23 protein-coding genes are annotated in these 26,497 nt (G+C 70.4%); 15 read left to right on the top strand and 8 right to left on the bottom strand.

The annotated features are described in order from the left end of the window. Positions 1–1,487 precede the first annotated feature (1,487 nt). Both SM757_RS12755 and SM757_RS12750 read left to right on the top strand, forming a co-directional pair. Positions 1,488–2,264 carry a hypothetical protein gene (locus tag SM757_RS12755; RefSeq protein ID WP_322465753.1) on the top strand — a complete coding sequence of 259 codons (777 nt, stop codon included), beginning with the start codon at positions 1,488–1,490 and terminating at the stop codon, positions 2,262–2,264. 91 nt (positions 2,265–2,355) lie between these two features. Beyond that, on the top strand, positions 2,356–3,093 hold the full coding sequence (locus tag SM757_RS12750) for a response regulator transcription factor (protein ID WP_322465752.1): 738 nt from the start codon (positions 2,356–2,358) through the stop codon (positions 3,091–3,093). Positions 3,094–3,132: 39 nt separating this feature from the next. On the opposite strand, the gene SM757_RS12745 is transcribed toward SM757_RS12750, so the two are convergent. Next, positions 3,133–4,638: a CYTH and CHAD domain-containing protein gene (locus SM757_RS12745; protein ID WP_322465751.1), complete on the bottom strand. Its 1,506-nt coding sequence runs from the start codon at positions 4,636–4,638 to the stop codon at positions 3,133–3,135. Between the two features lie 68 nt (positions 4,639–4,706). Next, positions 4,707–5,240: a hypothetical protein gene (locus SM757_RS12740; protein WP_066341814.1), complete on the bottom strand. Its 534-nt coding sequence runs from the start codon at positions 5,238–5,240 to the stop codon at positions 4,707–4,709. Between the two features lie 232 nt (positions 5,241–5,472). On the opposite strand from SM757_RS12740, the gene SM757_RS12735 reads away from it, so the two are divergent. After that, positions 5,473–7,020 carry a methyl-accepting chemotaxis protein gene (locus SM757_RS12735; protein ID WP_322465750.1) on the top strand — a complete coding sequence of 516 codons (1,548 nt, stop codon included), beginning with the start codon at positions 5,473–5,475 and terminating at the stop codon, positions 7,018–7,020. Between the two features lie 97 nt (positions 7,021–7,117). On the opposite strand, the gene SM757_RS12730 is transcribed toward SM757_RS12735, so the two are convergent. Then, complete coding sequence (locus tag SM757_RS12730) at positions 7,118–7,906, bottom strand: hypothetical protein (RefSeq protein WP_322465749.1); 789 nt, start codon at positions 7,904–7,906, stop codon at positions 7,118–7,120. A gap of 51 nt (positions 7,907–7,957) precedes the next feature. Next, entirely contained in the window at positions 7,958–9,901 is a 1,944-nt protein-coding gene (locus SM757_RS12725; protein ID WP_322465748.1) for a PhoX family protein, read from the bottom strand. Between the two features lie 183 nt (positions 9,902–10,084). On the opposite strand from SM757_RS12725, the gene SM757_RS12720 reads away from it, so the two are divergent. After that, positions 10,085–10,999, top strand: a complete 915-nt coding sequence (locus SM757_RS12720; RefSeq protein WP_322465747.1) for a UDP-2,3-diacylglucosamine diphosphatase — start codon at positions 10,085–10,087, stop codon at positions 10,997–10,999. Next, positions 10,996–12,057: a glycosyltransferase family 4 protein gene (locus SM757_RS12715; protein WP_322465746.1), complete on the top strand. Its 1,062-nt coding sequence runs from the start codon at positions 10,996–10,998 to the stop codon at positions 12,055–12,057. Before SM757_RS12720 ends, SM757_RS12715 begins: the two co-directional genes overlap by 4 nt. A gap of 25 nt (positions 12,058–12,082) precedes the next feature. Here SM757_RS12715 and SM757_RS12710 read toward each other — a convergent pair whose 3' ends face one another. Beyond that, positions 12,083–12,310 carry a hypothetical protein gene (locus SM757_RS12710; protein ID WP_084267883.1) on the bottom strand — a complete coding sequence of 76 codons (228 nt, stop codon included), beginning with the start codon at positions 12,308–12,310 and terminating at the stop codon, positions 12,083–12,085. Between the two features lie 194 nt (positions 12,311–12,504). On the opposite strand from SM757_RS12710, the gene SM757_RS12705 reads away from it, so the two are divergent. The 3 genes from SM757_RS12705 to SM757_RS12695 all read left to right on the top strand — a co-directional run bounded on the left by SM757_RS12705 (position 12,505) and on the right by SM757_RS12695 (position 14,906). Beyond that, positions 12,505–12,744, top strand: coding sequence for a hypothetical protein (locus SM757_RS12705; protein WP_322465745.1), 240 nt, complete (start codon positions 12,505–12,507; stop codon positions 12,742–12,744). Positions 12,745–12,924: 180 nt separating this feature from the next. After that, entirely contained in the window at positions 12,925–14,085 is a 1,161-nt protein-coding gene (locus SM757_RS12700; protein WP_322465744.1) for a glycerophosphodiester phosphodiesterase, read from the top strand. A gap of 164 nt (positions 14,086–14,249) precedes the next feature. Further along, positions 14,250–14,906, top strand: coding sequence for a pentapeptide repeat-containing protein (locus tag SM757_RS12695; RefSeq protein ID WP_322465743.1), 657 nt, complete (start codon positions 14,250–14,252; stop codon positions 14,904–14,906). 48 nt (positions 14,907–14,954) lie between these two features. Here the strand turns inward: SM757_RS12695 and SM757_RS12690 are convergent, their stop codons facing one another. Then, positions 14,955–15,425, bottom strand: a complete 471-nt coding sequence (locus tag SM757_RS12690) for a GNAT family N-acetyltransferase (protein ID WP_322465742.1) — start codon at positions 15,423–15,425, stop codon at positions 14,955–14,957. Between the two features lie 158 nt (positions 15,426–15,583). On the opposite strand from SM757_RS12690, the gene SM757_RS12685 reads away from it, so the two are divergent. Both SM757_RS12685 and SM757_RS12680 read left to right on the top strand, forming a co-directional pair. Further along, a complete protein-coding gene (locus SM757_RS12685; protein WP_066341828.1) occupies positions 15,584–17,365 on the top strand; it encodes an IlvD/Edd family dehydratase in 1,782 nt (593 codons plus the stop codon). Positions 17,366–17,525: 160 nt separating this feature from the next. After that, positions 17,526–18,905, top strand: coding sequence for an alkaline phosphatase PhoX (locus tag SM757_RS12680; protein WP_322465741.1), 1,380 nt, complete (start codon positions 17,526–17,528; stop codon positions 18,903–18,905). A gap of 128 nt (positions 18,906–19,033) precedes the next feature. Here SM757_RS12680 and SM757_RS12675 read toward each other — a convergent pair whose 3' ends face one another. Further along, positions 19,034–19,756, bottom strand: a complete 723-nt coding sequence (locus tag SM757_RS12675; RefSeq protein WP_066341829.1) for an IclR family transcriptional regulator — start codon at positions 19,754–19,756, stop codon at positions 19,034–19,036. A 151-nt stretch (positions 19,757–19,907) separates the two neighbouring features. Here SM757_RS12675 and SM757_RS12670 point away from each other — a divergent pair, with 151 nt between their 5' ends. From SM757_RS12670 to SM757_RS12650, 5 genes are all read left to right on the top strand, one after another. Further along, positions 19,908–20,885: a hydroxymethylglutaryl-CoA lyase gene (locus tag SM757_RS12670; protein ID WP_322465740.1), complete on the top strand. Its 978-nt coding sequence runs from the start codon at positions 19,908–19,910 to the stop codon at positions 20,883–20,885. Next, positions 20,882–22,171 carry a CaiB/BaiF CoA transferase family protein gene (locus tag SM757_RS12665; protein WP_322465739.1) on the top strand — a complete coding sequence of 430 codons (1,290 nt, stop codon included), beginning with the start codon at positions 20,882–20,884 and terminating at the stop codon, positions 22,169–22,171. Before SM757_RS12670 ends, SM757_RS12665 begins: the two co-directional genes overlap by 4 nt. Positions 22,172–22,210: 39 nt before the next feature. Next, positions 22,211–23,197, top strand: a complete 987-nt coding sequence (locus SM757_RS12660) for a Bug family tripartite tricarboxylate transporter substrate binding protein (protein ID WP_322465738.1) — start codon at positions 22,211–22,213, stop codon at positions 23,195–23,197. Between the two features lie 77 nt (positions 23,198–23,274). Further along, complete coding sequence (locus SM757_RS12655) at positions 23,275–23,475, top strand: SMP-30/gluconolactonase/LRE family protein (RefSeq protein WP_322465737.1); 201 nt, start codon at positions 23,275–23,277, stop codon at positions 23,473–23,475. 7 nt (positions 23,476–23,482) lie between these two features. Further along, a complete protein-coding gene (locus tag SM757_RS12650; protein WP_322465736.1) occupies positions 23,483–24,457 on the top strand; it encodes a bifunctional helix-turn-helix transcriptional regulator/GNAT family N-acetyltransferase in 975 nt (324 codons plus the stop codon). 904 nt (positions 24,458–25,361) lie between these two features. Here the strand turns inward: SM757_RS12650 and SM757_RS12645 are convergent. Then, on the bottom strand, positions 25,362–26,276 hold the full coding sequence (locus SM757_RS12645) for a LysR family transcriptional regulator (protein WP_322465735.1): 915 nt from the start codon (positions 26,274–26,276) through the stop codon (positions 25,362–25,364). Positions 26,277–26,497: the final 221 nt, after the last annotated feature.

Raw genomic sequence — 26,497 nt, 5'->3', positions numbered from 1 at the left:
GACCACGGTGGATGGCGGTGTGGGACGCCATGGGGGTTTCTTCAAAGGCCTTCAACAAAATCCTGGAGCAGCTTTCTGCTCACGGGAGGTGAAGAAAACCATCATTTCCGTAAAACCACCTAGGGTGGAGCCGGCATATGTTCCATGGATTGGAAACATACCGACCCATTCACAGGTCTTGCACAAGAAAATCTTGCTGAAAGAACAATTTATTGATTTGACGCTTTTCAAATGTGGCACCAGAAAAGAGACGGTTGGGTTGAAGCAATGAACGTCGGTGCCGCCATCTTCGGATTGCGTTTTCCATGGAGTGATGCGCTCGTTGACGCGCCGGTGTCTGGGTGCAAGGTGACGTGCCTATAACGGCCGTCCGGGCTGAATGCGAGGCGCAGGGCATGGAAGCGGCCAAAGCCCAGCTGCGCTCCAAGCCGAGGCTGCGTGGGACATGCATCGTCCCGCCCTATTTTTTTGTATGGGTCGAGCGGATTGAATTTTGGACCCGCCATCCGCCGATGGAATATGGAGGCACGATAAACGAATTGCCGGCATGCGGTTCGCGGCCAGCTTCAATGAACGGTTCAGGTGTATGTCGGACCTTGGTGCTGAATGGCCTCTTATTTTCAACGCCATTGTCGTGATTTTCGCTGAATACTGTCGTGTAGGCTGAAGGCCATTGGGCGCATCGCGGGCGTCGTTTCTCAAATGGCCGTGGAGCACACCGCGCTGTTTTTGCCCTCACGGCTTTCTGCGATGCCCTTTCGCACCGCGCCTAAGTGCAGCGCATCAGCCCGTCGGGCCCGCCGCAGGAACAGGGGCGCAATCTTCATGGAAACGGAATGTAACTATTTGCGAGCCATTTGGCTTCCATGAAGCGTGCTTTGTGGGCGGCAAACGAGCGGTTCGTGGTGAATGCAGGGCGGCTCTTGTCGCTTCATGAGCGTAGGCGGCCGTGGATGGCCTTGCCGGTGTACGCCCTGCGCCACGCCGCCGGCACGGGCCGCGCACGCATCGCAGGGGCTTGGCCGCGGCGCGGACAAGTTTTAATTAATCAATATCAATTGAAATGATTCCGTCGTCGGATGGCGCCGGATATTTCGGCGCGTGTGTAACCAAGTTGTTGACACTCGCGTAACACACCCCATGCGGACCCGCCCTAAGGTATTCATATGCAATGCGGTTCGCCGACTGGGGAATCGCCCGCAAGAAGAATTCCAGCGAATAAGAACCGAGGGGTAGCCGGCGCGGCAGGGCAATTGAAGCCCGCCCGGATGGAAAAACGGGGAAAACAATGAAACGAGGGAATCCCTTCAACGAAGGGAAATTGTTAAATACCAGGCCCATAGGCCCGGGTGTCTCCCACACCGGGTCTGCAGGGCACACGGGATTCGGCGGCTTGCGCCGGCCTGGCGCGGACGCCGCATGCCGTGGCGTCTTTGCGCTCAAGCCAGGCCGTGTCGCCGGCGCCACGCGATTGCAGGTGGCCCGCGGTGGCGTTGCGGCTGCGCAGTGAGCTGTGGGTGCGCATCGGCCCGCAGCACTGTGCGCTGGCGCTGTGGCGCGCCGGCTGGCGCTCGCATCCGGCCGTGGCCTTGAGCATGGCCGGGGACTGGCCGGAAGCCGCGCTGCGCTCGGCGCTGCAGGCCGTGCGCCGCACCGGCCACGCGCTGCCGCGCTCGGCGGTGGTGGTGCTGGAGGACGAGTGCCTGAGCTACTACCTGCTGCCGGCGCAGCACCGCTGGCGCGACGCGGTGGACCGGGCCCGCGCCCTGTTTGCCGTCAACACGGGCGACGAGGCGCTGCAGGTGACGCTGGGCCTGGCCCCGGGCGGGCAGCGCTGGCTGGCGGCGGCCGTCTCCGGCGAGCTGGTGCACGGGCTCGGTGCGGCGCTGGGCTCGCAGGGCGTGGCGATACGTTCGATGCGCGCCGCGTTGGCCGAGGACCTGCAGTACCGCAGCGCCGACCTGCCCCGCGGCGACGCCCTGGTGGCGCTGCTGCGCCAGCGTGGCCTGCAGCTCATGGCGCTGCGCCACGGCGCGCTGGAGGCGCTGTGCTGGGAGTCCTGCCAGGTGGACGTGCCCTACACCGTGCGCGAGCGGCTGATGGGCTTTGCCGTCCGCCAGGGACTGGAAAACGCCGAAACCTGCGTGCTGCCGGCCGATGCCTGGCAGCACGCGCGACTCACCGGGCTGGCCGATGCCGAAGGCTGGCGCCTGCTCCCACCCTTGCCGCTGCCCGCTTTCCGCGGAGCAGGCCCCGCCACGTGAACCCAATGAGTGCCGTCATGCAGCTCGACAACACCAACCAATGCACCGGACGGTTCGCCGCCGGCCGCTCCATTCTTGCGGGGAGACCTCAATGAGCATCCGAGTTTTGCTGGCCGACGGCCACCGCCTCATGCGTGTCGGCCTGCGCTCCACGCTGGCGGTGGACGCGGAGATCAACGTCATCGGCGAGGCCGGCGACGCCCACGAGGCGGTGCACCGCGCCGAGGAGCTGCAGCCCGACGTGGTGCTGCTGGACATGCACCTGCCCGGCGGCAATGGGTTGGGTGTGGCGCGGCTGGTGAGCCAGTCCGGCGCCGTGCGCGTGCTGCTGATGAACGAGCGCGACGACGCCGTGTCCGTGCGCGAGGTGCTGTCCGCCGGCTGCGCGGGCCTGTTGCGCAAGGACTTGACCGAGCAGGAGCTGCTGGACGCCGTGCGCTGCGTGTTCGCCGGGCGCATCTACCTGGACGCCGAGATGGCGCGCCAGCTCACGCAGCCCGCGCCCGCGGCGCCGCAGCCCTGCCCGCTGGACCGGCTCTCGCCGCGCGAGCGCGACGTCTTCCTGCTCATCGCCGCGGGCCACACCAACCGCAGCGCCGGCCAGGAACTGGGCCTGAGCCCCAAGACGGTGGAAAAGCACCGCGCCGCCGTGATGACCAAGCTGCGGCTGCAAAGTGCGCTGGAGCTGCGCCTGATGGCGCTGGACCTGGGCCTGGCCGGCCGCGCCTCGCTGCCCAAGGGCGGCGAAGCGGGTGCCGTGCACAAGCCCAACGGGCGCATGCCGGGCGGCGAGCAGCCCGGGCCCACGCCGGGGCCGCAGCAGCGCTGATGCCGGCTCGACGGCCCCTCCAGGGGCCGTTGGTGCTGGTCAGTGGCCGCGCTTCTTCCAGAACCGCGGCGCCTCGGCCACCTTGCGCAGCGCGCGGCGGCAGTCGCGGGCGCTGGAGGCCTGCTGCGCGTTGAGCCAGCCCACGGCAAACCACGCCTGCGGCTGCGTGGCCGTCGCGCGGCCGAAAGCCTCCAGGCCCACGGCGTCGTCGTTGTGCTCGCCCAACGCGTCCTGCGCCGGGCGCAGCGCCTCCACGTAGCGCTCCACGGCCTGCGGGCCGTACAGCGGCGCCAGGAACTCGCTCAGGTAGCGCAGCCGCTTCAGGCGCTTGCGCACGCGGTGCTGCTGCTCCACGGGCAGCTCGGTAAAGCGTTCGCCGTCCCGCACCACCTGCTTGTGCAGTTTCACGAGCCGCCGGCGCAGCGCCTTGCGGCAGCCGCCGTCGTGCTTGCACGGCGCCTCGTCCGGCGCCTCGGCCAGCGTGAACGCCAGCAGGTCCAGCAGCACCGCCTGGAACTCCGGGTCGCGCACGGCCGCGGCGGGCGGGTGCACTTCGCCCTCGGCCTTGGGCCACTGCAGCCCGGCCGGCGCGCCCGCCTGCGCCAGGCGCGCGAGCACGGCGCGGGCCACGGCCTCCTGGTCGCGCACTTCGCCCAAGCGTGAGAAGGTGGTGGCGAGCACCTGCGCACCGGCCTCGTCCAGCGCGGGGGCGAAGTCGCCCAGCTCGCGCAGCGCCGTGCGCAGCCGGCGCAACCCCACGCGGGCCTGGTGCACGTGCTCGGCTTCCACGCTGCCCGCGGCGATCGCGCCCGCGTTGGGCAGGATCTGCTCCAGGCAACTGGCCACGATGGCGCGCAGCAGCGCCTGCGGCGACTGCGACCACGCCAGCGCCGGCACGCCGGCCTTGATCGCGGGACCGACATCGCGCCCCTCGGCCAGCAGCGCCCCGCGCCGCGCCAGGGCGGCCGTGGACAGCCACAGCCCGTGCGTCGCCACCCAGGGCCGCGCCAGCTCGAACAGCGCCGTCACCGGCCCGTCCTTGAGCTCCAGCTCCAGCTCGCACACCGGCACGCTGCGGCCCTTGGCGTGCAGGCTGCCCACGTCGAAGGCCACCTCGACCTGCGCGCCGTGCCGGTTCATCACCCGCGCGCGGCGCTCCACGCGGCTGTGGAACTGCTCCACCACCAGGGTGGAGAGGTCGTCCAGCGCCCCGCCCAGTGCCTTGGCCAGCGCCCGCCCGGCGGGGCTCCCGCCATGCCGCCGGATATCGGGCCTGGGCACCTCCCGCCCCTCCTGGGCGGACACCTCCACCTCGTCCTCCAGGCGCTGCAGCAGGTGGCCGCCGTCGCCCTTGAGCGTCTGCACCCACTGGCCGTTCTCGCGGCGCAGCCGCCACGAAAAGCCGTGCGCGGCGAGCTGGCGGCCGGCCGTGTCGAAGTAGTGGGCCTCCAGCCGCGTGAGGTGCCATTGCGCCACGTCCAGCGCCGCTTCCAGCGCGGCGCGGTGTTCCGAGGGAACTTGCAGCTTGATCTCGACTTCGTGCACGAATGAGCCTCCTTCACGGCGCGCCGGCCGATGGTTCGTTTGCGGTTGGCCTGCGGTTCGGCCGCGGCTCAGCCGTCGCCGGCCAGCAGCCGCTGCGGCAGCTCGGTGAGCTGCCAGGCGCCGCCCTGGCGCTCGAACACCCACACCAGGTCGAAGCGCGCCGCGTCCCAGCGGCGCGCGGGCCCGCCGCACAGTGCCTGCGCGACGTCGCCCATGGTCTGGTGGCGCCAGCACACCAGCACCGGGCCGCGGCAGGCCAGCACGGCGGCAAGCATTGGCGCCAAGGCATCCTCGGAGCCGAAGCGCGTGTCCACCTCCAGGCCCAGCCGCCGCGCCAGCGGCTGCACCGTGCACAGCGGGCGCCGGCTCTTGCCGGCGTCGGTGGCGGCGAACACGGCCATGGGCGGGGCCAGCGGCCGGTAGGCCGCGCCATGCCCCGCGCAGGCCGTGAACAGGCCCGCCAGCGCCCCGGCGCGCTGCCAGCCGCGCACGGACAGCGCCTCGGCATCCGGGTGGCCGGACTCGTCGACGCCCAGGATGCCGGCGCCCTTGTCAGGCTCCTCGGCATGCCGGATCAGCATCACGCGGCGGGTGGCAGGCATGGTGTGGACGTCAGGGCAAACACCGCACCCGGCCACGAACGGGCGCGGCTTGCGCTGCGTCGGCACACCTTGCACCCCAAGCCGTGACAGCTTGATGAAGGCGCCGCTTACACGGTGTCCCCACTCGGCTTTCATAGGGAAACACCTTGTTGCATGGCCGAATCGCGGCCTTGATGCAGGCGTAACCACCTGCCCGCATCGCCTCCCCCCGTTTGACTCGATGGAACACAACATGATTTTCGGACCCCGAGCCACCCTGAGAGCCAAGCTGGCCGCCGGTGCGGTCGCATCCATTTTGACGCTGCTCGTCGTCCTGGCTGCCGCCACGCTGGCGCTGCGCGACGTGAACGCCGAGTTCGGCGCCTTTGCCGACAACGAGTTCGCCGCCCAAGCCGGCGTGGCCACGCTGCGGCTGCACTTGGGCGAGGTGATGCGCCTGGACAAGGAGGCGCTCATCAACATCGACGATGCGCAGGCCGCCAAGGCGCTGCAGTCGCGCTGGCACCAGGCGCTGGGCGCCGCCAAGGACAGCCTGCAATCCCTGCGCGAGCGTGGCAACGGCGCCGCGGCCGACGAGTTGGGCGCCCTGCTCTCCGGCTACGAGAAGAGCGCCGGCGCGGTGATACAGGACAGCATCAACGGCCGCATCGTCACCGCCACCGAGGGTTTCCAGCTGCTCTCCGGCGCGCGTGCGCAGGCCGATCGCCTGGCCGCGCTGGTGGGCCGGCTCTCGGACGACGTAGCCGCGCGCGGCCAGGAGCGGCGCGCGCATGCGCAGTCGCGCAGCGACTTCTGGCGCCAGGCCATGTTGGGCGTGGCGGCGCTGTCGATCGCGGTGTTCGCCTGGCTGGCTTGGGCCGGCGTGCGCGCCGTGACCGTGCCGCTGACGCATGCCGTGGCGGTGGCGCAACGCATTGCCAAGGGCGACCTGGCCGGCGACATCGCCACGGGCGGGGTGCAGGAGTTCTCGCAACTGCTGCGCGCCATGGCGGCCATGCAGGCGCGGCTGCGCGAGATGCTGCACGACATGCAGCAGTCCAGCCAGGCGGTGGCCGCGGCCAGCGTGCAGATCGCCGCGGGCAACGGCGACCTCTCCTCCCGCACCGAGCGCACCGCGGCGGACCTGCTGCAGACGGCCGCGGCCATGAGCGAGCTCGCGCGCTGCGTGGGCCACACCGAGCACACGGCCAACGCCGTGACGCAACTGGCCCACTCGGCCACCGGCGCCGCGCAGGACGGCAGCGAGGCCGTGGCCAGCGTGTGCGGCGCCATGGACCAGCTCGAACGCAGCGCCTCGCGCATCACGGAGATCACCGGCGTGATCGAGCGCATCGCGCTGCAGACGCGGCTGCTGGCGCTCAACGCCGCGGTGGAGGCCGCGCGCGCGGGCGTGCAGGGCCGCGGCTTCAGCGTCGTGGCGCAGGAAGTGGGCGTGCTGGCCGAGCGTGCCGCGTCGGCCTCGGCCGAGATCGCGTCGCTGGCGCGCGAGTCGGTGCACGTGGTGGATCAGGGCACGCAGGCCGCGAACGACGCGCAGGCGCGCATGGAGCGCATCAACGCCTCGGTGGCGCGCATGGCGCACTCCATGGAAGAGCTGCTGCAGGCCGCCGCCAACCAGACCAGCCGCATCCGCGAGCTCAGCGGCGCCGTCTCCGAGGTGGAGGCCGCCACGCAGCAGAACGCGGCACTGGTGCAGCAGTCGGCCGCGACGTCGGAGCTGCTGCACCGCCAGGCCAGCCGGCTGCAGGGCTTGACCGCCAATTTCAAGCTGGCGGTGTGAGGCGCCGAGGGCGGGCCGGCACGGCGCCGGCTTGCCCCATGAACCCGGTGTTAGACCGTCTAACGCCTGCCGTTCGAGCGGCCTGGCCGCCGCCCGGCTACGCCGCCGCGGGCTGGTCGCGCCGGCGCAGCGCCAGCCAGGCCAGGCCCGCGCCCATGGCGAGCACCGCGGGCACCGAGCCGAGGTTCAGCCAGCTCCAGCCCTGCGCGGCGCTGACCAGGGCGCCGGAGCTGAAGGCGGTGACGGCCATGACGGCGAACATGATGAAGTTGATGGCGCCCTGCGCCCTGTCCTTCTCCACCGCCGTGTAGGCCGACAGCGACAGCGTGGTGGCGCCGGTGAAGAGGAAGGCCAGCAGCACCAGCGCCAGGCGGGCCACGGCCGCCAGCGCCAGGTAGGCGCCCACGAAGGGCAGCGCCGCCAGGTCGCGCGTGCGCGAGGCCAGGTTGGGCCCCACCACGGCGCCCAGCAGCCCGCCGGCCATCACCAGCGACACCGCCTTCTCGCGCGCGGCGGGCGCGGCGAACTCCGCGGCCGTGAAGCGGTAGAGCTGGCCGTTGGCCGAGTGGTAGCCGGCCACCAGCGTGGCGAAGCACATCAGCCAGAAGTTGCGCGTGCTGGCCGCCCAGGCGCACAACAGCGTGGAGCCCAGCGCCACCAGCAGGCCAAATTGAAAACTGGCCTTGCGGCCGAAGCGGGCCTGCGTCCAGGCCACGGGGCCGGTGCACAGCGCGCCGCCCACCACGTAGGCCATCACCGGCAGCGTGGCCATCCAGGCGTGAGGCGCCATGGACAGGCCGGCCAGGCCGTTGATGGCGATGAAGGTGACGTTGTTGGTGAGGAACAGGCCCTGCAAGGCGACCAGCGCCCAAAGGTTGCGACTCATGGAGGGGGACAAAAGGGGAGTGACTTCCTGGACCTGGACGGCGCCGCGGCTTCAGCCGGGCGCGTGCGCTGCCGGCACCGCCGTGAGGTAGCCCACCGCGGCGCCGTTGCGGTCGCGGTAGCGGGCGCGGATCAGCGGGTCCAGCACCGGCCTCACCTTGTCGTGCAGCGGCGATTCCCAGTCGCCCGGGTGCTGGAAATTGCTCATGACGTAGGTGAACCCGTTGACGGCGTCCACCGCGTGCAGCCCCGTGGACTCGGCCCCGGCCGGGCAGGACAGCAGGCGCGAGAGCCGGCCCGTGTCCACCTCGTAGGCCCACAGGAAGCTGTTGACGTGGGTGCTGCTGTCCTCGCCGATGAAGAGGGTGCGCAGCGCCTCGTTGAACTTCAGGTTGTCCGGCATGGACAGCTTGTCCGGGTGGGCGAAGTTGCCCAGCGCGTCCTGCCGCCGCAGCTTGCCGCCGCCGAAGTCCTCGGCCACCAGCGCGGGCACGGCGGCCATGTCCACGGGCACCCAGTCGCTGGCGATGGGCGCGCCACGGTGGTCCCGCTGGCCGCCGCGCAGGTTTTGCGCGTAGACGGCGCCGGAGTACGGCCCTTCCACCTTCACGCCGCCGGAGCCGTCGAGCATGGAGGCTTCTATGCGCGACATGGCGACGTAGGCCACCTTGTCGCGCGCGTTGACGGTGGTGCCTTCCCACTTCGTAAAGCCCAGCGAGCCGCCCGCCAGCGCGGCAAAGCGGTGCGTCTCCAGAAAGGCCGCGGCCTTTTCCATGCCCGGTTTCACGCGCACCCAGTGGAAGCCGCCGGCAAAGGGGATCTTGGTGAAGCTGGCGTCGCCGGGGTCGGCCTTGCTCACGTCCATGATGTCGGCGGCGCGTATGCCGCCGTCCACCAGCGCGCGTATCTCGGCGCTGCTGGCGTGGCCCAGGCGTATCCAGCTCAGCGTGGCGGCGCCGGGGCCGCTGGCGGAGGTCTGGTGCCACCGGCCCACGTACAGCGTGCCGGCGCAGAGGTCGCGCGGCCGGTCGGCAATGAACATGAAGGCCCCGGCGTTGGTGGCGTCGTCGCCCATGAGCACGGTGCGCTCGTCCGGCATGACCTGCACCAGCTCGTGCGAGATGCGCCCAAGGCAGTAGTGCTTGGCGATGCGGCCCGTGCCGTCGGGCAGCACCGTCACTTCCGGCAGGTGGCCGTAGTGGTAGGGGTTGGCGCGGGCCGGGTCGCCATACAGGTGCCGGCTGAACGCGGCCAGGCTTTCGTCGCCGAACGCGGCGTCGGGCTCGTACTCCTCGCTGGCCAGGTGCGTGTTCCAGGGCGAGAGGCTGGCGCCGCAGGTGGTCCACAGGCCGTGCACGGCGCTGGTGTCCACGTTGGCGTACTTCACGAGGCGCAGGCGGCCGGTGGCGGGGTCCTGGTCCAGCGTGAGCACGGCGATGGGCGAAGGCAGCTGGCCGTACATGGAGGCGCCCGCGGCGTCGCGCGTGGTGTATTCGAACTGCACCACGGCAAAGAGGGTGTGGCCGCGCACGCCGGGCACGTTCGCCCGGGGCAGTTGCAGCAGCGACATCCCGTCCGGCGCGTCGGAGAAGAACTGGCGGCGGCCGGGGTCGCTCGCGTCCACGATGGGGCGGTTGTGGATGTCGAAACAGCCGCCGGCCACGACCTGGCCGCCCGCGCCGTCCGGCACCAGCGCGCCGGTGATGAAGAAGGTGTCGTACTGCAGCGCATGGCGGTGCTGCGAGCCGTCGGCCAGCGTGGCGACCAGGGCCGAGGCGACGCGGGTGGTGGCCATGGCGGCCGGGTCGGCCAGCGTGGGCGCGGCCATGCCTTCGAAGCGCACGCTGCGCACGGGCCCGCGGCCCTGGGGGGCGGCAGGGGCCGCGTCCGGCCCGGGGCGGCCTGAGGCGCAGCCCGCGGCGGCCAGCGGCAGCAGCGGCACGCCGCCCAGGAGCTGGAGCATGCGGCGGCGGGAGGGCGTCGGGGAGTTGTGCATGGGGGTGTGGCTGGGCCTGGTGCCGCCAACTTCGGAAGCGCTGCGGCGCGGCAGTGTGCCTTGCCGGGGCGCCCAAGGCCGCCTGCGCGGGCCGCGGCCGCTGGGGGGCCGAGCGCGCGGCGTCATGGATGCGTCACCGATCCGACACCGCTTCGTCACGGCGTGCGCCCAGCATGGCCTGCCATGCACCGCGACCCTCCTCCCCTGCCCAACTTCCCCGACCTGTCCGGGCGCCACCCCGCGCCCGGCCCGCGCGGCGACGGCCGCTGGCTCGTCCGCACGGTCTGGATCTCGGACCTGCACCTGGGCACGCCGGGCTGCCAGGCCGAGGCGCTGCTGGACTTCCTCAAGCGTGTCGATTGCGAAACCCTCTACCTCGTGGGCGACGTCATCGACGGCTGGCAACTGCGCCGCTCCTGGTACTGGCCGCAGGCGCACAACGACGTGGTGCAGAAGCTGCTGCGCAAGGTGCGCAAGGGCACGCGGGTGGTGTTCGTCCCCGGCAACCACGACGAGTTCGCGCGCCGCTACGTGCAGCACGAGTTCGGCGGCATCGAGGTGGTGGACGAGGCCGTGCACCGCACCGCCGACGGCCGGCGGCTGTGGGTGACGCACGGCGACCTCTTCGACGGCGTGGTGCAGTGCGCCAGGTGGCTGGCCTACCTGGGCGACAACCTCTACGAGCTCACGCTGCGCCTGAACCGCCACTTCAACCGCCTGCGCGCGCGGCTGGGCTTGCCGTACTGGAGCCTGTCCAAATACTTGAAGCTCAAGGTCAAGCGCGCGGTGAGCTACGTCAGCGACTTCGAGCGCGCCGTGGCCCACGAGGCGCGCAAGCGCGGCGTGGACGGCGTGGTGTGCGGCCACATCCACCACGCCGAGATTCGCAACATCGACGGGCTGCTCTACTGCAACGACGGCGACTGGGTGGAGAGCATGACGGCGCTGGTGGAGCACTTCGACGGGCAACTGGCCATCGTCGAATGGGGCCGGCCGGACACGACGCTGCCCGTGCCCTTGTCCGGCGACGAGGCCCCGGCGCCCCTGCGCTGGCCGCCCACGCTGCCCAACCCGGTGCAGGTCCGGGTGCAGCCATGAGGATCGCGCTGGTCACCGACGCCTGGCAGCCCCAGGTCAACGGCGTGGTCACGGCGCTGGTGGAGCTGGTGGAGGGCGTGCGCGCCCGCGGCCACGAGGTGCACGTCATCGAGCCCGGCGCCTACCGGCGCTTTCCCTGCCCCGGCTACCGCGAGATCGAGATCGCCTGGCGCCCCGGGCGCGGCGTGGCCCGCCAGCTCGACGCCTTGCAGCCAGACGCCGTGCACATCGCCACCGAAGGCCCCATGGGCGCGGCCGCGCGGCGGCACTGCCTGCGGCGCGGCTGGGCCTTCACGACCGCCTTCCACACGCGATTCCCGGAAATCCTGGCCAAGGGGCTGCGCATTCCCGTGCGTTGGAGCTACGCGTGGTTCCGGCGCTTTCACGCGCCGGCCAGCGCCGTGATGGTGCCCAGCGACGGCATGCTCAATCTGCTGCGCGGCCACGGCTTCACCAACGCGCGGGCGTGGTCGCACGGCGTGGACCTGCGGCTGTTCCAGCCCGCGGCCGCCCTCAGGCCCGGCGAGCCGCCTGAGCCGTGGCGGCGCCCGGTGTTCCTCTACGTCGGCCGCCTCTCCTACGAGAAGAACCTGGAGGCCTTCCTGTCGCTGGACCTGCCGGGCGACAAGGTGGTGTACGGCACGGGGCCCCTGCGCGACGCGCTGATGAAGGCCTTTCCCGGCGTGCACTGGCGCGGCATCGTGCCGCGCCATGAGCTGCCGGCCATCTACGGCAGCGCGGACGTGTTCGTGTTTCCCGGCCGCAGCGAGACCTTCGGCCTGGTCATGCTCGAAGCCATGGCTTGCGGCACGCCCGTGGCGGCCTACCCGGTGCCCGGACCGCTGGACGTGGTGGGCGACTCCGGCGGCGGCGTGCTGCACGAAGATTTACACACCGCTGCGTTGCAGGCCCTGGCGCTGCCGCGCCAGGGTGCGCGCGAGCGCGCGCTGCGCTTTGACTGGTCCGCGGTGTGCGACCAGTTCCTGCGGATGCTGGTGTCGGTGCGCAGTGGAGCGGCCGCCGGCATGGCGCCGCGCTGCCCGCCCGCCGGCGCCTGAGCGCCCTGCGCCGCGGCGAAGCGCTTCAGTGCCGCAGCAGCGCGAAGTGCTGCTCGGTCCAGCCGCCGCTCCAGCGGCGGTAGTGGCCCTCGTCGTCCAGGGCGTCCAGCGGCACGGTCTCGGCCGTGCCTTCAATCAGTTGTCCGCCGTAGCGGCTGAGGATTTCCTCGCGCGTGGCCTTGAACGGCATGTAGTTGCGCCCGTCCACGTCGAAAACGTCGAAGCTGTAAACCGTGACCTGATGGGGTTCCACGTCCACTCCTCTGTCGGTGTTGAGGTGCGCGCATTCTATGGAAAACCCCTGCGGAAATCCCCGTATTCATGGGGTGGGTAAAGCCTGGGGCCTTGGGGAAATGCGCCTCCTGTGGCAAGGCCCGGTCATCGTGCCGTCACGCACCGGGCAGACAAGGGCGGCCTTGACGTTGCTTGAGCAAAGGCAGGTTTCACATGGCTGCATGTCACATCCCGGGATACCGCTCGCCGCAGTACGAGCAGGGCTTCGACGAGCTGTGGGCGCTGGCCTGCCGCGGCCTGGTCACGGTGGAGCAGGTGCGCCAGGAAATGATGCGGCTGCATTGGCGGCATGTCGTGGCCCTGCCGCGGCACGACGGCGCGCAGGGGCTGGGCGACGCCCGCGCCGCGGCGCCGGCGTCCAGCAGCCCCGTGCTGGTCGCGAGGGACGGCTGACGGAGCCGGAAGCGCCGTGACGGCGTGATGACGGCCGGCTCCCGCACTTGAACCGCCCCGCGCGGCGCCCACCCCGGCCGGGCGCGGGAGCGGCGGCGCCACGTCACGGCGCTGACATGCGCGCTGCGCACAGTGCGCCCGCGTCCAAAGCTTGGGCGTGCAAGCACCTGGAGTCCTTCGATGATGATTCTTCGCCGCCGGCTGCTGGCCGGCCTGAGCGCTGCGCTGGTGATGGTTGCCCCCGCAGCGATGGCGGCTCCACCCGGGCAGGACAAGCCCGGCGCCGCGGAGCCCGTGGTCATCGCCCACCGCGGCGCCAGCGGCTACCTGCCGGAGCACACGCTGGCGGCCTACTGGATGGCCATTGAAATGGGCGCGGACTACATAGAGCCGGACCTGGTGAGCACCCAGGACGGCGTGCTGGTGGCGCGGCACGAGAACGCCATCGCCATCCTCAACGCCGACGGCAGCGTGCGCGAAGCCACCACCGACGTGGCCGACCGCCCCGAATTCGCCGCGCGCCGCGCCACCAAGACCATAGACGGCGTCACCCTCACCGGCTGGTTCACCGAGGACTTCACCCTCGCCGAGCTGAAGACCCTGCGCGCCCGCGAGCGGCTGCCCGCGCTGCGCGTGGCCAACGCGCGCTTCGACGGCATGTTCCAGGTGCCCACGCTCACCGAGATCCTGCGCCTGGTGAAGGACGCCAACGACCGCCGCCGCGAGCGCGCCGGCGGCAAGCCCTGGCGGGCCGTGGGCCTCTATCCCGAGACCAAGCACCCGAGCTACTTCCAGGGCCTGGGCCTGTCGCTGGAGGAGCCGCTGGTGCGCACGCTGCACGCCTGGGGCTACCAAAGCCGCAAGGACCCGGTCTTCATCCAGTCCTTCGAAGTCGCCAACCTGCGCAAGCTCGCGGGCATGACCAGGCTGCCGCTGGTGCAACTGCTCAACGGCAGCGGCCAGCCCTGGGACTTCACGGTGTCCGGTGACGCCCGCACCTATGCCGACCTGGCCAAGCCCGCGGGCCTGGCGGACATCGCCGGCTATGCGCAGGGCGTGGGTGCCAACACCAGCCTGATGATCCCGCTGGTGGCCGGCCGCTTGGGCACGCCCACCACGCTGGTGCGCGACGCGCATGCCGCGGGGCTGCTGGTGCACGGCTGGACCTTCCGCGCCGAAAACCAGTTCCTGCCGGACGACTTCGACCAGGGCAGCGACCCCGCCGCGCTGGGCGACCTGGCGGGCCAGGTGCGCGCCTTCCTCAACCTGGGCATGGACGGCTTCTTCACCGACCACGCCTTCCTGGGCGTGCAGGCGCGCAACGGCTGGCAGCGGCGCTGAGGCGCCGCCTGGCCGCCACCGCGGGCGGCTGCGCACAGCCGTGGTGCCTACCCTTGCTTACAGCTTGGGCCGGCCCGCCGCCAGGGAGGCGCGGCGCGGCCGGCGCGCCTGGCGGCATGGCGATTGCAACCCGGCGGGCACCTGCAAATTGCGCGAGAAACACGATGCCTCAATCCTCATGGCGAGCCGCCGGCCTGCTGGCGGCGCTGGCGTCCTGGGCGCTGGCCACCGGTCCCGCGATGGCCGGCAGCGACAGCGTCAACGGCTGCAGCCTCACCACGGCCACGCTGTGCCCCGACGCCAGCCTGGCGCACGCCGACCTGCGCGGCGCCGAGCTCAACCACTCCAACTTCCTCAAGGCCGACCTCACCGGCGCTGACCTCACGGGTGCCAAGCTGCGCGAGGCCAACCTCAACCAGGCCCGCCTGCCCGGCGCCCGGCTGGAGCGCGCCAGCCTGGGCAAGACGGCTTTCCGCGCCGCGCAGATGCAGCGCACGTCGCTGCAGGCCGCCGAGCTGACCGAGGCCAACCTGCAAAACGCCAAGCTGGCCGAGGCCAACCTGTCGCAGGCCCGTGCCGGCGGCGCCAGCTTCAACGGCGCCAGCCTCCAGGGGGCGGACCTGCGCCAGGCCGACCTGCGCGGCGCCGACTTCAACGCCGCCGAGCTGCGCGGCGCGGCGCTCCAAGGTGCGGACCTGCGCGGCGCCAACTTCCAGGGCGCCAACCTCGACGGTGCCGATTTGAGCGGCGCCACCGTGGACGGCACCACGCAGTGGCGCGGCGCCATGGTGGACGGCTGCAAGGGCTGCCCGCCGCACTGACGCTCACCGAGGCTGGGCCGCGCGCGTGGGTGCCGGCGCGGCTTCAGCTCATTCGGCGGGGGGCTGCACGTCCACCACGAAGCTGTAGCCGTGGCGCTTGAAACCCAGGCGCTCGTAGAAGGCGTGCGCGTCGGCGCGCTTGGCGTTGGAGCTGAGCGCGAGCTTGTAGCAGCCGGCCTGGCCGGCGATGCGCAGGGCGTGCGCCATCAAGGTCCGGCCCAGGCCGCGGCCCTGCGCGTCGGGGTGCACGGCCACGTCCTCCACCAGCGCGCCGGGCGTGCCGCCGTGGGCCAGCAGCGGCAGGACGAACAGCGTGAGCGTGCCCAGCAGCGCGCCGCCATCGGCCGCCGCGGCCACCAGCACGCGGGCGCCGGGCAGCGACTGCAGCCGGGCGAAATGGGCGCGCAGGGTGTGCGGGTCACTGGTGCCCGGCGCGTCCACGCCGGAGGTTTCATACAGCAGGGCGATGCCGGCGAGGTCCCGGGCGTCGGCGTCGCGGATGAGCCAGTCGGTGTCCATGGGCTTGTGCGGTTCCAGGGGATGGAATCGTCACCGTAGCACCCAGGGATTCACCCCGGTCCCCAAGGCGCGCAAGCACATGAGCGGGCGGCAGAATTGCCGCGCCTCGTGGGCGGCTTGGCACCGCAGCACCCCCTTTGCGCAGAAAGACAACTCCCATGGACAAGAAACCCGCCCGCCCCTTCCGCTCGCGCGAGTGGTTCGCCGACCCGCAGCGCTCGGACATGACGGCGCTGTACCTGGAGCGCTTCATGAACTACGGCCTCACGCCGGCCGAGTTGCGCTCAGGCAAACCCATCATCGGCATCGCGCAGACGGGCAGCGACCTCTCGCCCTGCAACCGCATCCACCTGGAGCTGGCGCGCCGCGTGCGCGAGGGCATCCGCGACGCCGGGGGCATTCCCATGGAATTCCCGGTGCACCCCATCTTCGAGAACTGCCGCCGCCCAACCGCCGCGCTGGACCGCAACCTGGCCTACCTGGGGCTGGTCGAGATCCTCTACGGCTACCCGATAGACGCCGTGGTGCTCACCACGGGCTGCGACAAGACCACCCCCTCCGGCATCATGGCCGCCAGCACGGTGGACATCCCGGCCATCGTGCTCTCCGGCGGCCCCATGCTCGACGGCTGGCACGAGGGCGAGCTGGTGGGCTCGGGCACCGTCATCTGGCGCAGCCGCCGCAAGTTGGCCGCGGGCGAGATCGACGAGGAGGAGTTCCTGCAGCGCGCCTGCGACAGCGCCCCGTCCGCAGGGCACTGCAACACCATGGGCACGGCCTCCACCATGAACGCCGTGGCCGAGGCGCTGGGCCTGTCGCTGCCCGGCTGCGCCGCCATTCCCGCGCCCTACCGCCAGCGCGGCCAGATGGCCTACGACACGGGCCGGCGCATCGTGGAGATGGCCTACGAGGATCTGCGGCCGTCCAAGATCCTCACGCGCGAGAGCTTTCTCAACGCCTTGTCGGTGGTGAGCTGCTGCGGCGGCTCCAGCAACGCGCAGGTGCACATCATGGCCATGGCCGCCCATGCCGAAGTGGAGCTGGAGCCCACGGACTGGACCCAGCACGCCTACGAGCTGCCGCTGCTGGTGAACATGCAGCCCGCGGGCAAGTACCTGGGCGAGCGCTTCTTCCGCGCCGGCGGCGTGCCCGCCGTGATGTGGGAGCTGCAGCAGGCCGGCAAGCTGCACGGCCAGTGCCTGAGCGTCACCGGCCAGCCCATCGGCGAGAACCTGCAGGGCCGCGAGGCCACGGACCGCGAGGTGATTCGCCCCTTCAACGATCCGCTGATGGAGCGCGCGGGCTTCCTGGTGCTCAGCGGCAACCTGTTCGACTTCGGCATCATGAAGACCTCGGTGATCTCCGAGCGCTTCCGCAACCGCTACCTGAAAAATCCAGGCCAGGAAGGCGTTTTCGAGGCACGCGCCATCGTCTTCGACGGCGCGGACGACTACCACCACCGCATCAACGACCCGGCGCTCAATATCGACGAGGGCTGCATCCTCGTGATGCGCGGCGCCGGCCCGCTGGGCTGGCCGGGCTCGGCCGAGGTGGTGAACATGCAGCCGCCCGACGCCCTCATCCGCCGCGGCATAGAAACCCTGCCCACCTTGGGCGACGGCCGCCAGTCGGGCACGGCCGACAGCCCCTCCATCCTCAACTGCTCGCCGGAGAGCGCCGCGGGCGGCGGCCTGTCCTGGCTGCAGACGGGCGACGTGATCCGCATCGACCTCAACGCCGGCACCTGCGACGCGCTGGTGGCGACGGAGGAAATCGAGCGCCGCAAGCGCGACCTGCCCGCGCCGCCCGTGCCCGCGAGCCACTCGCCGTGGGAAGAGCTGTACCGCGAAAAGACCAACCAGCTCGCCGACGGCGCCACGCTGGAGTTCGCGCTGAAATACCGGCGCATCGCCGCCAAGACGCCTCGGCACAACCACTGAAGGCGGCGCTGGCGTGATCGCGTGGGGGGGACGCGGCCCCCCGCGATTTCACGCGACTGTCACGGCGGCTCCTTAACTTGGGTCAAGCGCCACGGGCGTCGGCTTGCCTTGTGCAAGCCGATATGTCCGCGGTTTCCAAAGCCCAGAAGGAGTTCCCTGGATGACTGCATCCCGCCGCCATTTCGTCAAGATGCTCAGCGCCGGTGCCATGGTTGCGCCCTTGACCAGTTTGTACAGCCGTGCAGCCGGCGCCGCGCCGGCCTTTGGCGCGGGCTTCGGACCGCTGGCGCCCACGCTGCCGCTCAATACCGCCGACATCGCCCTGCCGGGGTATTTCGATTTCCGCAACCAGCCGCTGCTGGCGCTGCCGGAAGGCTTTCGCTACTGGGCCGTGTCCTTCACCGGCCAGACCATGAGCGACGGCACGCTGGTGCCCGGCGACCACGACGGCATGGCCTGCTTCCGCGGCGCGGACGGCACCACCCTCCTCGTGCGCAACCACGAGCTCAACAACCGCGAGAGCAAGTTCGGCAACCTGCGCGGCGTGGACGTGGCCGAGGCGCTCAAGTACGACCCCTACGCCAACGGCGGCACCACCACGCTGGTGCTGGACGCGCAGGGCCGGCTGCTGCGCCACTACGCCTCGCTGGGCGGCACCAACAACAACTGCGCGGGCGGCCTCACGCCCTGGGGCACCTGGCTGACCTGCGAGGAAACCACGGCCATTCCGCTGGCCGTGCCCACGACCTACCAGAAGCGCCACGGCTACGTGTTCGAGGTGCCGGCCATGGGCACCGGCCCGGTCAAGGCCCAGCCCATCGTGGCCATGGGCCGCTTCAGCCACGAGGCCACGGCCACCGACCCGCGCACGGGCATCGTCTACCAGACCGAGGACACCGGCGACAGCCTCTTCTACCGCTACGTGCCCGTGCAGCCGGGCCAGCTCCTGGCCGGCGGCACGCTGCAGGCGCTGCGCATCAAGGGCTCCAGCACGTCCGTCAACACCGGCCTGGGTTTCGGCGACCGCGTGGGCCAGGCGCTGCCGGTGGAGTGGGTGACCATCCCGAACCCGGACCCCGTGGACAACGTCTTCGCCAACAGCGTGCGCGGCCAGGGCCAGGCGCTGGGGGCCACGCGCTTCGTCCGCGGCGAGGGCGCCTGGTACGGCAACGGGCTGATCTACTTCACCTGTACCTCCGGTGGCGACATCGGCGCCGGCCAAGTGTGGGCGCTCGACCCCGCGGCGCAGACGCTGACGCTGGTGGTGGAGTCCACCGACCGCGCCGTGCTGGAGATGCCGGACAACATCACCGTGGGCCCCGACGGGCGCCTCTACGTGTGCGAGGACGGCGACGGCGGCAACAACATCGTGGGCGTCAATGCGCGCGGCGAGCTGTTCCGCGTGGCGGAGAACCGCATCAACGACAGCGAGTTCGCCGGCGGTTGTTTCTCGCACAACGGCCGCTTCATGTTCGTGAACCTCCAGACGCCGGGCATCACGCTGGTGATCGAGGGGCCCTGGCGCAAGTGCCAGGCCTGACGCAGGCGGTGCCGCCTTGCGGCGGCGCACGCGCGGCTGCCTGAAGCCTTCACGCTGATGTCTTCGCAGGGCGGCCCGTCGCCCTGCGCTCCGACTTCACGGCGGCGTGTCGCCGCCTGATCGCCGCCTCAGGCTGACGCCGGCCCGCCCAAGCGCTGCGTCAGCCGCTTGGCCGCGTCGCGCACGGCGTCCGTGAACTCCGGCTTCATGCGTTGCTCAGGCAACGTCAGCGTCAGTGCGCCGGCCAGCTCGCCCGCGGCATTCCACACCGGCGCGGAGATGCCGGTGAGCCCCGGCACGCGGTCGCTGGACAGCACCACGAAGCCGCGCTGGCGTATCTCCTCGTACATGCGCCCCTGGGCGCCCCCGAACGCCATCAGCACCCGTCCACCGGCGCCCCGGTCCAGCGGCAGCAGGTCGCCGGCGCGGATGTGGTCGCGCAGCAGGTGCGGCGAATCCACCCGGTACAGGCACAGCCGCTGGTCGCCCTGGCGGACGTGGAAAGCGGCGCTCTCCTGCGTCGCGGCCACGAGCTCGCGCATCGCCGGCATCACCTGCGCCTCCAGCGAGAAGGAGGCGGCGTAGACGGCATTGAGCCGCGCCACCTCCGGTCCCAGCGCGTAGCGGCCGTCGGCCATGCGCTGCAGCAGCCGCGCGTGCTCCAGCGACGCCAGCAGCCGCAATGCGGTGCTCTTGTAGAGCTGGGTGCGCTCGGACAACTCCGCCAGCGACAAAGCGTCTTCGCCGCTGCGAAAGGCGCACAACAGGCTCAGGGCACGGTCCACCGCCGCAGCGCCGCCTGGGGCGGCGTGCTGGTCGGCCACGGAAGCAACAGCGGCTTTACGGGGCATCTCTTCGTTCTCGATTGCGTTCAGCGGGCGGTCCCGCCCGGGCTGGCGACTTTATCCCGCCGCATCCAGCGGGATTTGACGGTCCCTGGGTCCCGGCTTAAGATTCGTCTAACAGAACAACGTTCTAACCTACAGAATTTTGGAGACGAGCATGTCCCTGCCCTCGGTCCTGATCAGCGAAGTGGGCCCGCGCGATGGCCTGCAAAGCGTTGGGCGCACCATGCCCACGGCGGCCAAGTGCGCCTGGATAGACCGCCTCTTCGATGCCGGCCTGCGCGAGATCGAGGTCGGCTCGTTCGTCCCGGCCAGGCTGCTGCCGCAGATGGCGGACGTGGCCGACGTGGTGCGCCATGCGCTGGCCAAGCCCGGCCTGACCGTGATGGCGCTCGTGCCCAACCTGCGCGGCGCCGAGGCCGCGCTGGCCGCGGGCGTGCACAAGATCTCCATGCCGCTGTCGGCCAGCGAGGCGCATTCGCTGGCCAACGTGCGCAAGACGCGCGAGCAGGCGCTGCAGGATCTGTGCGCCATCACCGCGCTGCGCCGGGAGCGCTACCCCGCCGCGCGGGTCGAGGTCGGCATGTCCACCGCCTTCGGCTGCACCCTCCAGGGCGCCGTGCCGGAAGACGAGGTGGTGTGGGTGGCCGAGCGCGCCGTCGAGGCGGGCGTGGACGAGGTGGGCCTGTCCGACACCACCGGCATGGCCCATCCCGCGCAGGTGCGGCGCCTCTTTAACCGCGTGCGCGCCGCCATAGGCGAGCGCACCGGCGCGGCCCACATGCACAACACCCGCGGGCTGGGCCTGGCCAACTGCCTGGCCGCGTTTGATGTGGGCGTGCGCACCTTCGACGCCTCGCAAGGCGGCCTGGGCGGCTGCCCCTATGCGCCCGGCGCGTCAGGCAACGTGGTGACCGAAGACCTGGTGTTCATGTTCGAGGCCATGGGCGTGCACACGGGCGTGGACCTGGAGCGCCTGATGGCCGCGCGCGACGCGCTGGCCGCCGGCCTGCCCGGCGAGCCGCTCTACGGCATGACCCCCGAAGCCGGCCTGACCAAGGGCTTCACGTATGCCGACGGCCGCTGCCCCGCAAGCGAACGTCTGCTGGACCGCATTGAAAAGGACTGCGCATGAGCGAGCCCACCACTTCCGCCGCCACCCCCGCCGCCGCCCCGCACACCCAGGCGCTGCCGCTCGAAGGCGTGCGCGTCGTTGAGTTCACACACATGGTGATGGGCCCCACCTGCGGCATGATCCTGGCCGACCTCGGCGCCGAGGTCATCAAGGTCGAGCCGCTGGGGGGCGACAGCACGCGGCGCCTGCTGGGGTCGGGCGCAGGCTTCTTCTCCACCTTCAACCGCAACAAGAAGAGCCTGGCGGTGGACGTGAAGGACCCGCGCGGCCTGGAGATCGTGCTGCGCCTGGTGGCCGGCGCCGACGTCTTCAGCGAGAACTTCAAGGCCGGCACCATGGACCGGCTTGGGCTGGGCTACGAGGCGCTTTCCAGGCTCAACCCGCGCCTGGTCTACGTGGCGCACAAGGGCTTCCTGCCCGGTCCCTACGAGCACCGCACTGCGCTGGATGAGGTGGTGCAGATGATGGGCGGGCTGGCCTACATGACGGGCCCGGAAGGCCGCCCGCTGCGCGCGGGCACCAGCGTCAACGACATCATGGGCGGCATGTTCGGCGCGCTGGGCGCGATGGCGGCGCTGCAGCAGCGCGAGCGCACCGGCCGCGGCCAGGAGGTGCAGAGCTCGCTGTTCGAGAACAACGTGTTCCTCGTGGCGCAGCACATGATGCAGTTCGCCGTCACGGGCAAGCCCGCCGCGCCCATGCCCAGCCGCATCTCGGCCTGGGCGGTGTACGACGTCTTCACCGTCAAGGACGGCGAGCAGATCTTCCTGGCCGCGGTGAGCGACACGCAGTGGGCGCTGATGTGCCGCGAGTTCGGCATGGAGCGCCTGGCCGCCGACCCGCGCCTGAAGACCAACAACGACCGCGTGCGTGCCCGCGAATGGCTGCTGCCGGCGTTGCGCGACCAGTTCGCCGCGTACGGCGCGGCGGAGCTGGCCGCGCGCTTCGAAAAGATCGGCCTGCCCTACGCGCCCATCACGCGGCCGCAAGACCTGTTCAATGACCCGCACCTGCTGGGCACCGGCGGCCTGGCGCCGGTGTCGGTGCCGGCCGACGCCAGCGGCGCCGGCCAGGCAGTGGACACCCACACGCCGCTGCTGCCCCTGGCGCTGGGCGGCCAGCGCCTGCCGCTGCGCACGCCGCCGCCGGCACTGGGCGCGCACACGCAGGCGCTGCTGCGCGAGCTGGGCTGCGACGACACCCAGATCCAGGCCCTGCGTGCCGACGGCGTGATCTGCGCCCAGCCCGATGCCTCCCCGGCGAGCGCCGAGCCGGCCAAGGCCTGAAACCGTGCATTTGCACCCCGATTGAACACGGACATTCCCATGCAGACATTGAACTCCCGCCGTGGCGCACTGAAGACGCTCGCCATGCTGGCCAGCCTGGCCGCCACGACCGGCGCGATGGCCCAAGCCTGGCCTGCGCAGCCCATCCGGCTGGTGGTGCCGTACACGCCCGCCGGCGCCACCGATGTGGTGGCCCGTCTGGTGGCCGACCGCGTCACGGCCGACACCCAGTGGACCTTCGTGGTGGACAACAAGCCCGGCGCGGGCGGCAACATCGGCATGGACGCCGTGGCCAAGGCCAAGGCCGACGGCTACACCGTGGGCCTGGGCCAGACCTCCAACCTGGCGATCAACCCGACCCTCTACGCCAAGATGCCGTATGACGCGCTCAAGGCCTTCACGCCCATCGCCTTCGTGGCGCAGCAGCCGGTCGTGGTGGTGGTCAATGCCGCCTCGCCCTACAAGACGCTGGCCGACCTGGTGGCGGCCGCCAAGGCCAAGCCCGGTGCGCTGACCATGGCCTCGGCGGCCAATGGCACCGTCGGCCACCTGGCCGGCGAGCTGCTGGCCAAGCGCGCGGGCTACCAGGCCACGCACGTGCCGTACAAGGGCGCGGCGCCGGCACTCTCGGACCTCATGGGCGGGCAGACCGATTTCATGCTGCCCACGCCGCAGGCGGCGCTGCCGCTGATCAAGGGCGGCAAGCTGCGCGCGCTGGCCGTGACCTCGGCCAAGCGGCTGCCCATCCTGGGCGACGTGCCCACCGTGGGCGAGGCGGGCTACCCGGGTTTCGAGGCGCTGGATTGGAAGGTGCTGGTGGGGCCGGCCGGAATGCCGGCCGACATCGTCAAGCGCATGCACGACGCCGTGGAGGCCGCCCTGGCCAAGCCCGCCACCATCGCCAAGCTGGTGGAAGAAGGCAGCTCCCCCATGACGGGCACGCTGGCTCAGCTCGCGCAGTTCCTCAAGGCCGAGCACGCCCGCTGGGGCGACGTCGTCCGCTCGGCCGGCGTGAAGCCCGAGTAAGCCCCGCACCCATGGCAATTCCAAGGACGCCGGGCCAAGGCCCAGGCCGTTCCATTGCAGGAGACATCCATCTCCTGTTGGTGGCCGTCACGCGCGGCCATGCCGTCTGGCGCGGGCCGCTGCTGCCTGAAGGGTCCGTTTCCAAGGTCGGTGCGTTTCGCACCTTCTTCGGCACCAGCGGGCCGGACGGCATGACCATCGATGCCGACAACCGCGTGGTGGTCGCGACGGTCTATAAGCAATCAATTACTTGCCTAAAGCAAGCAATTGGCCGATGATCTGGCCATGACCTCCAGCAACCGCATCGAAGCCGTCCGCCGCTTCAACCGCTTCTACACCCGCCAAATCGGCGTGTTGAACGAGGGCTTGCTGGACTCGGAATTCACGCTCACCGAGTGCCGCATCCTGTGGGAGCTGGCGCATCTGGACGACGGCGCTGGCATCACTGCCACTGACCTGGGACGCCTGCTGGATCTGGATGCAGGCTATCTGAGCCGCTTGCTGCGTGCCTTGAAGGAGCGCGAGCTTGTGGACGCCACCCGCAGCAAGGACGACGCTCGCCAGTCGCTGCTGCAACTCACCGCCGCCGGCCGCCTCGCCTTCGAGCCGCTGGAGCGCCGCTCGCAACAGCAGGTCGAGGCGCTGCTGAGCCGGCTCAGCGATACACAGCAGGCCGAGCTGCTGCAGGCCTTTCAGCGTGTGCAACTCCTGCTGGACGAGGCGGGCGGCAAGTTGGCGAAGAACAGTTTCATCTTGCGGCCTCACCGTCCAGGCGACATGGGTTGGCTGGTGTCGCGGCATGGGGCGCTCTATGCGCGCGAATACCAATTCGACATGGGCTTCGAGGCACTGGTTGCGCGAATCGCCGCCGACTTCATCGACCGCTTTGATGCCAGCCGCGAAGCCTGCTGGATAGCCGAGCGCGATGGCGTCAACATCGGCTGCGTGTGTCTTGTTCAGGCGCGAGACGAGGCAACCAAGCAGCCCCTCGACCGCACCGCGCAGTTGCGGCTGCTGTTGGTCGAGCCCTCTGCCCGTGGCCTCGGCTTGGGCGAACGGCTGGTCGCCGAATGCCACCGATTCGCACGCGAGGCCGGTTATCAGCGCGTGCGGTTGTGGACGAACAGCCAACTGTCGGCGGCCAAGCACATCTACAGCAAGGCGGGCTACAAGCTCATCGAAAGTGAGCCGTTTCAAGGCTTCGGACACGACCTGATCGGAGAGACCTGGGAGCTGGACTTGACCGCTCAGCAGGTGTGAATGGGTCTCCCCGCCGCTTGGACAATGGGCGCATGAGTTGAGCGCCGTCCGCAGCAGGGAGTGAATAGAGCTGGTCGAGCCAGTTCGCTGAAGGGGAGCTGCCGACAGCACCGAGCGTGGCGGTAGTGGCGCAAGTCGCAAGTCCGCATACAGCTTGAGTAGCAGCTCTCGGCCAACACCGGCCCCTCGCATCGACAGGTTGGCCGGTCATTCAAGGCTGTTTTCGGCCACCTGCAGGCTGGTGACCAAACGTGAGTTGAGCTAGCTCTTGCCTGACCATTACCTTGCCACGCCGGATTCGGACAACAACTCAAGGCCTCACGGTTGAGAGGAGCACCCCCTCAATGGTGACCAGCACGGGCTGCGGCGTTGCGTTTGCGTGTCTCAGCCCCCTTCTTGGCCGACGCAGAGCGCTCGGCAGCCGTCCGGCTCGCCGCAGCTCTTCCGCCTAGGCGCCCACCCTTGCGGGATGGCTCATGGTTCTCTGAACGACCACGGCCGGAACCCGACTTCTTTCCCCCGCCGGTTTCCTTGTTGACTGTGGCCCAGGCGCGGTGTTCGGCTTCTTCCTTTGGAACACCGCGATGCTCATAGCCGCTCTCAATGTGCTCGGCTTGACGCTTTTGCTTGTCCGAATAGGACGACTTGTCACCTCTAGTCATGCTGCACTCCAGTGAAGGGATGCAGTGATCCGGCAAAGTTCATACCTTGCGATCGATTCGTCAACTTTCAAAGGTCTCTACGCCTGTTTTCACCGCAGAGCGGACGTCAGCGAAAGTAGACCGTCCGTCCGCAACGGGCACAAGACCGTCGCTCCGGCAGTACGCGAACTCGTCGCGCGCGCGACCAGCGCGCGGGGCTGCCGCAACGTCGGCCAATGCCGCCTGCACACAGGACGGCCGCCCTACCAGGCCGGCCCTTCCAGGTGGCCGAAGTGGTGGGCCGCGCGGCTCAGGTGCGCGATGAACTGGCGCACCGCCGGCACCAGCGCGCTTTCCGGCCGCGTCATCGCGGCCATGGTGGCCTGCAGCGCGCCTTCCTTGATGGGCACGGTGCGCATGTAGGCCGCGGCCATGGGGTGCGCGGCGATCTGCCGCGGCATCAGGCCCACGAAGTCGCCGCCGCAGATCAGCGACACCAGGCCCAGCGTGGAATTCACCACCGCGCTGGCCTTGGGCACGGGCAGGCCGTGCTCGGCAAACAGGTGCTTGGCGTAGCCGCCGTCGGCCGAGGTGCCGGTGAACACCCAGCGCGCATCGAACAGCTCCTGCAGCGATTTCGCCCGCGCCAGCGGCGACGATTTGCCCGTCACCACGACCATCTGTATGGGCATGAGGGGCTCGACCACGATGTCGCCCGCCGGCAGCCCTTGCGGCATGGGGCCGACGGCCACTTCCACCTCCCCGGCGCGCAGCTTAGAGAGCTGCGCCATGTACAGTTCCTCGTCTATACGCAGCCGGATGCCCGGATAGCTGGCGCTGAACGTGCGCAGCGCCTCGGGCACCAGCAGCATCAGCGCCAGCGGCACGGCCGCCACATGCAGGCTGCCCACCATCTCGCCGCCGAGCTGGCGTATCTGGTCCACGGCGGCGGCCAGCTCGCGCTCCACCGATTTCGCGCGGTCGGCTAGCACCCGGCCCTGCGGTGTGGTGGCCACGCCCGTGTTGGAGCGCAGCAGCAGCGGCGCGCCCAACTCCAGCTCCAGCTCGCGTATGGCCTTGGTGAGGGCCGGCTGCGACACGCCCAGCCGGCGCGCCGCGTTGCGCAGGCTGCCCGTTTCCACCGCGGCCAGCAGCGCGCGCAAGGACTGCAATTTCATCAAGGACCCTGTCCGGCGGTTATCGCAGCCGGGAAAAGGGGCGGCATCTTAGCGAGTGCGTTGGACGCGTGGCCCGCGGCGCCACGCCCCTGTGGCCCCTGTAGAGACAGCCGATTTGGCCAGCGTTGCGCGTGCAGCCCGCCGCATTGCCCGAATGTGTCTGTGCGGCTGCGCGTTTTCCCTGATTCCGAGCGGTTATCGCGTCTTGATCCGCGTCATCT

The sequence above is a fragment of the Azohydromonas lata genome (assembly GCF_034427735.1).
Classification (GTDB): Bacteria; Pseudomonadota; Gammaproteobacteria; order Burkholderiales; family Burkholderiaceae_C; genus Azohydromonas; species Azohydromonas lata.
This window is presented reverse-complemented; position numbering and strand designations above follow the sequence as displayed.